Here is a 6,031-nt window from a genome sequence, read left to right as displayed (position 1 = left end):
CCTCGCCCTTCGGCGGGGTTCCCGGCCAATTCGACCTCCTGTCTCAAGAGGCCGGCCTCGGACGTCCTGTCCTCGGCCCCGCCTCCGGGCTCGGTCTCGCCGACGTCTCGCGAGGCTCGCCCAAAGTCGCCTTGCGCCAGCATCCTCGGCATTTTCATGCTTCTTTCGGATGCACCCCTTATTTCCCTTTAACTATTATACATCATCTTGGCTTGCGTCCCAGCTTGCTCTTGCTCTTCTTGGACGCTGGCTAGAGCGCTAACCTTCTTGAGCACCTGGATTTCTTTAAGCTCTGGGTCTTCAGCGCCCTGGAGTTCGGCGTGCTCAGCCTTTAGGACCTGGATGTAATCCAGCACCTCGCGGGTGAGGTATTCGCCGGCGCAGACCAGGGGAATCCCGGGCGGGTAAGCGGTGATGGTCTCGGCACTAATTTCTCCGGCTGCTTCTTCTAGAGGCACTCGCCGCTTCTCTCCATAAAAGGCTTCCCGGGGTAGGACTCCCACCGGGGGAATATCGGGTAGCGGCGGGCAGTAGCGCACTAGGTTGTGCCGCCGCCTCGAAGCTACCAAGCCGCGCAAGGCCCCTTTGGCGCGGGCAATGGTCCGGCGATCGTCGCCGATGGTCACCAAGAGAATGATGTTATAAAGGTCGGAAAGCTCCACCTGGAGGTGGAATTGTCGCCGGAGGATCTTCTCGGCTTCGTAGCCGGTAATGCCTAGCCGCTGGACATTGATGGTTACCTTGGTAGGGTCAACCGCTTGGCAGCCGGGAAGCCCCTCCACGTTTTCGCCTAGGAGGACTAAACCGGGAAGCTTTTTGACTTCCTGGCGTAACTCTTGGGCCAAGGCCAGGGTACGGTCTAAAAGCTTCCTGCCATGCAGGGCCATTTGTTTGCGGGCCACATCCAGGGAGGCCAAAAGCACGTAGGAAGGGCTGGTAGTCTGGGTTAAATTTAAGGCTGCCTTGACCCGGCGATGATCCACCAGCCGCCCCTGCATTAAAAGCAGCGAACTTTGGGTCATGGAACCGGTGAGCTTATGGGCGCTGGCTGCCACCAGGTCGGCGCCGCATTCCATGGCCGAGGGGGGAAGATCCGGGTGGAAGTGGAAATGGGCCCCGTGGGCCTCGTCCACGATTACCGGGATCTTGTGGCTGTGAGCCACCCGGACGATGCCTTCCAGGTCGCAGGCGGTTCCGTAATAGTTGGGGTAAACCACAAATACCGCCTTGGCTCGGGGATGGAGGCGAATGGCCTTCTCCACCCGCTCGGGGGTGATGCCCATGGAGATGCCGAACTCGCGGTTCATCTCCGGCTCGATGTAAACCGGGCGGGCGCCGCTCAGCACCAGGCCGCCCATGGCCGATTTATGGGCGTTACGAGGGATGATTATTTCTTCTCCGGGGCGGCAGACTGCCATCATGAGGGTTTGAATACCGGCGGTAGTGCCGTTGACTAGGAAGTAGGCGTGCTCAGCCCCGTAGGCTTGAGCTGCTAAAGCTTCAGCTTCAGCCAGGACCCCGCGGGGATTGCAGATGTTGTCTAAATCAGGTAGGCAGGTAAGATCCATGGCCAGCACCGGCTTGCCCACAAAGCGCTGAAACTCGGGCAAGCCCCGGCCCTGCTTGTGGCCGGGAACGTGCATGGGCAAAACATCATCGGCAATGTAGCGCTTCAGCGCATCAAAAAGGGGAGTCCTCCCCTGATCGTAGGCCATCTCCTTCACCCTACCCCCAATGAGATCAGGCACCATTACATCATAAACCGGGGGAGGATGCAAGGGGCAACCAAGCTATACCGGTAAAATTTCTGGGCGAAGGGAACTTGGCCCCAACCTTAAAGGATGGCCCGTGCGGCTTGCCCGATCCCTTATAGGCGCTGTCTCTGGGGGCGACGAGGCCGAGCCCCGGGGCTGGCTTCAGGAGCCTGCTCGGGTTCAGGCGCTTGGTTGGCTTGGGGCCCCGGCCCTTCCTGGGCCGCGAGATCTCTCGGTTCCGCCCGGCCCGCCGGCGCGGCTGGCCCTTCCTGGGCCATCTCCGCTTCCGCTCGCTTGATCATCCGCTTGACCATCTGTCCGCCGATTTTCCCTACCTCGCGGGTGGTCATATTCTCCCAGCCCCGCTTTTGGATGTCATCATCCAAGCCCAAATCCTGGGCTACTTGTTGCTTTAACTGATCTAGCTCATCTTCAGCTTCGAGCACTAGCTTCTGCCGCTCGCCATCAGCCATTAGCTTAACCTCCTTGGCCAAATTATTGGTGGCATGGTCGTGGCCTCTGGGCTTGCCTTTAGTCTGCCCAGGAAACAGGCAACCTAGCCGTAGGATGGAGACTTTAGGGGCGGCTTACTTAATCCAACGATTGCAGTTGCCAAAGGTGGAAGTAGAGGCCGCGGGCAGCTAACAGTTCTTGGTGGGTGCCTTGCTCTGCTACCTGTCCCTGGTGCATGACGATGATGCGGTCGGCCACCTGGACCGTGCTTAGGCGGTGGGCAATGATCATGGTGGTGCGCTGGCTGGTGGTGCGCTGGAGGGCGGCCTGCACCTGGGCTTCGGTTTCCGGATCTAAGTTGGCAGTGGCCTCATCCAGTACCACAATCTCGGGGTCAAAGGCCAGGATGCGGGCTAACGCTAAAAGTTGTTTTTGCCCGGCTGAGAGGCTGTGGGCAGGAGCAGACCAGAACTGGTCCGCTCCCACTGCTTGGGCAGCATGGAAAGCCCTTTCTTCGCTAATTTCCATATTTCCCAGGCGGATATTGGTCAGGGCGTCATCGGCAAAGAGTAGGCTATCCTGAAGCACCAAGCCGATGCGCCGCCGCAATTCACTTTTGGGGAGGAGGCGAATGTCCACCCCGTCGATGGCAATGCTTCCCCGTTGCGGCTCATAAAAACGGTCCAGCAAGTTGATAAGTGAAGTTTTTCCGGCTCCGGTGGCGCCGACGATAGCTACCGTTTCTAAAGGCCAAACTGAGAAGGTGACGTCCTTCAAGACCCACTGATCGCGGTCATAGGCAAACCAAACCTGGTTGAAGCTGATTTTGGCAGAGACCGACAGCGAGGCGGAGCTAGCCGGGGATGCTGAGTCAAAGGCAGGCGCCGGATCCACGCCTACAACTAGTCCAGGGCTGGCTACCGACCCGGCATTTGCGGTTGTACTTGGGCTGGTTGTCGGACCTGCAGTTGGAGCTGGGGCGGTGGCCTTTCCCTGCTCGGCATCGGGAGCTGCCGCGGTGATCGTGGCCGGACTTGTTGGCGCTGGGAGATCCTCACCTTCGGCTTCTTCAGGCTCCTCCTCTAAGAGCTTAAACACCCTTTCTGCCGCTGCCAAGGCCGATTGGACAATGCTAAACTTCTCGGCTAGATCGCTTATGGGATAAAAGAATTGCCGGACGTAATTGATCATGGCATATAGCAGGCCAAAGGTAATGGTGCCGGCCAGGATATCCTGGCCACCGCTCCAAACCAAAAAGGCAACGATTAGGGAATTAATAAAATCTACGCCGGGACGGAAGATGGCAAAGGTCAACAATTCCTGCATCCCGGCTTGGTAGTATTCCTGATTGGCCTGAGAAAACTTTTGGTAGCTCTGTTCCTGGCGCATAAAGGCTTGTACTAGCTTGATCCCACTAAGGTTCTCCTGCAGGGAGGCATTAAGGGTGGCCAGCTTGGCCCGGACCAAACGGTAGGCCCGGCGGGCGTAGAACTGATATATGGTAGTGACGGCTATGAGTATGGGCAGGCAAAGCAGTGCTCGCCCGGCCAACTCTAAGCTCAGCTGGAGCATCACCGCGATGGTCCCCATCACCAGGAAAAGATCCCGGAAAGCATAGACCAGAACGCTGGTATACATTTCGTTTAAAGCATCGATGTCGTTGGTGACCCGAGTAACTAGGCGCCCGGCTGGGTTATGATCAAAGTAAGTTAAGGGCAGGTACTGAAGCCGCCGGAAAACTTCCATCCGCAGGCGATACATGGCCTTCTGGCCCACATATTGCAAGACATAGGTCTGCAGGTAGTTGAAGATAAAGGCAATAAGAAGCAGGGCCAGGTAGATTAAGGCCAGGCGAACGAGACCCCTAGCCAATGCCTCTGCCTCGGGGCCGACCAAGGGGAAGGAGCGTCCGGTCAAATACTGATCGATGGCCGTTTTAACGATGTAAGGACTGGCGATTTCCACCCCGGTGGCCACTAAGGACATCGCCAAGGCAGCTAGGAGCAGAAGCCAATGCTGCCGAGCATAGGCCCAAAGCTTGAAGAGGAGCCAGGGGTCCCTGGCCCGACGTGGGCTATCAGCATCACTGAGGATGGCCTTGGCCATAGCTCTCTCCTTCCTCAACCTTTGATTTCAAGAGGTTAGCCTCGAGGAGCTGGTGACGGTAAGCTCGGTAGTACCACCCCCGCTGGCGCATCAGAGCTTGATGGCTGCCCATTTCCACTATTCTGCCTTGGGACAAGACCACGATCAAGTCGCTATTGCGCACTGCGCTCAAGCGGTGGGAAATGATCAGGGTAGTACGCCCCCGGCAAAACTGGCGTAAATTCTCGAGAATCTGCTTTTCGGTGGCGGCATCCACGGCCGACAAGCTATCGTCCAGGATGAGGATGGCGGGATCACGGATTAGGGCCCGGGCCAGCGCCACTCGCTGGCGCTGGCCTCCCGAAAGGGCAACTCCTCGTTCTCCCACCAGAGTCTCGTAGCCGTGGCTGAAGCCAGCGATATCTTCCTCCAGGCAAGCTAGGCGGGCAACCGCTTCGATCTCTTCCCGGGAAGCGTCCGGACGGCCAAAAGCAATATTCTCCGCCAAGGTGGCCGAAAACAGGAAGCTCTCCTGGGGTACGTAACCGATGTTTTCCCGCAAGCTCCTTAATGGTAAAGCGTGAATCTCGGTCCCATCAATGAAGATCTGGCCCTCCTCCGGTTCATAGAGCCGCAGCAGCAGGTTGGCCAGGGTGGTCTTGCCGCTGCCGCTTTGGCCCACGATGGCCACGGTTTGCCCCGGCTCCACCACCAGATGAAGGTCCTTTAAGGCAGGTAGACTGCCGGCATTGCCGCCATAGCTGAAGGTCAGGCCCTTGAGCTCGATCTTCCCCCTAAGCCTCCTCCCCGATTCAGTCGGTCCAGCTATCGGTCCCGGCTCCTCAGCCAATAGGGCGTTGAGGCGCCCCAAGGAGGCGGCCCCCCGCTGGAAGATATTTATGGCCCATCCCATGGCGATCATGGGCCAAACCAATAGGGCGAGGTACCCAATCAGGGCGACAAAGTCACCCAGGGAAATAGATTGACGAAGCACCAGGGGCCCGCCGTAGCCTAAAGCTATTACCAGACTCGCTCCGGAGAGGAGGTCTACGCTGGGGAAAAGCAGCCCGTGGACCTTGGCAAGATGCAAGTTTTCCTGGACGTAGCTCAGGGATAGCTCATCAAACCTCTGTGTTTCCGCTTGCTCTTGCCTGAAGGCTTTGACCAGGCGGATGCGGGTGACGTTTTGCTCTGCCCTGGCCGCTAGCTGACCGAACACGGCCTGGACGGTGCGGAAACGCCGATGGATGCGTTGGCCCAAATATCCTACTACCGCTCCCATAGCTGGTAGCGGTAGCAGCGTCACCAAGGTGAGGCGGATATCGATAACTATTAACATTGTGGCCAAGGTGGCCGAAGTAAGTAGGATGGCATCGATGATAAGTACGGTGCCCATCCCTAGGGCCATGCGCACCGCGGTGAGGTCGTTGGTGGCGTGGGCCATGAGATCCCCTACTGGCCGCTCATCAAAGAAGCGGGGAGGTAAGCTTTGCAGGTGCTGAAATAGCTGGCTGCGTAGCTCGGTTTCGATTAGCCGGGCGGTGCCGCTGATGTGGAGGCGCCAAAGGTAGCGAAACCCAGCAATTCCCAGGGCTAGCCCTAGGATGGCTATGGCTGACCAAGCCAGCAAAGGTGGCGTCAAGGAGCCGTTTTGATAGGCATTGCCGAGGCGGCCTAGGATCTTGGGTGGCGCTAGCTGCAGCAAATCTGCTAAGGCTAGGCTCAGGATGCCAATGAGA

The 6,031-nt window shown here is 58.2% G+C and carries 4 protein-coding genes; all 4 read right to left on the bottom strand.

All coding sequences use genetic code 11. From position 1 onward, the window contains the following. Nucleotides 1-188: 188 nt before the first annotated feature. On the bottom strand, nucleotides 189-1,715 hold the full coding sequence (locus tag H5U02_13370; GenBank protein MBC7343412.1) for an aminotransferase class I/II-fold pyridoxal phosphate-dependent enzyme: 1,527 nt from the start codon (nucleotides 1,713-1,715) through the stop codon (nucleotides 189-191). Between the two features lie 152 nt (nucleotides 1,716-1,867). Further along, nucleotides 1,868-2,227, bottom strand: a complete 360-nt coding sequence (locus H5U02_13365) for an alpha/beta-type small acid-soluble spore protein (GenBank protein MBC7343411.1) — start codon at nucleotides 2,225-2,227, stop codon at nucleotides 1,868-1,870. A 118-nt stretch (nucleotides 2,228-2,345) separates the two neighbouring features. After that, the gene (locus tag H5U02_13360) at nucleotides 2,346-4,313 is read right to left on the bottom strand and encodes an ABC transporter ATP-binding protein (GenBank protein MBC7343410.1); all 1,968 of its coding nucleotides are present in this window, start codon (nucleotides 4,311-4,313) and stop codon (nucleotides 2,346-2,348) included. Next, nucleotides 4,291-6,031: ABC transporter ATP-binding protein (locus H5U02_13355; protein ID MBC7343409.1), on the bottom strand; the 1,741-nt coding region annotated here is incomplete at its 5' end. The genes H5U02_13355 and H5U02_13360, both read right to left, overlap by 23 nt.

Source organism: Clostridia bacterium (genome assembly GCA_014360065.1).
Classification (GTDB): Bacteria; Bacillota; DSM-521; order Neomoorellales; family JACIYF01; genus JACIYF01.
Note: the sequence above shows the minus strand (reverse complement) of the source record. Positions and strands in the feature narration are given on the sequence as shown.

Coding starts and splice junctions, on each gene's coding strand:
- H5U02_13370 (MBC7343412.1), bottom strand. CDS start 1,715: ATGGCCTACGATCAGGGGAGGACTCCCCTTTTTGATGCGCTGAAGCGC.
- H5U02_13360 (MBC7343410.1), bottom strand. CDS start 4,313: ATGGCCAAGGCCATCCTCAGTGATGCTGATAGCCCACGTCGGGCCAGG.
- H5U02_13365 (MBC7343411.1), bottom strand. CDS start 2,227: ATGGCTGATGGCGAGCGGCAGAAGCTAGTGCTCGAAGCTGAAGATGAG.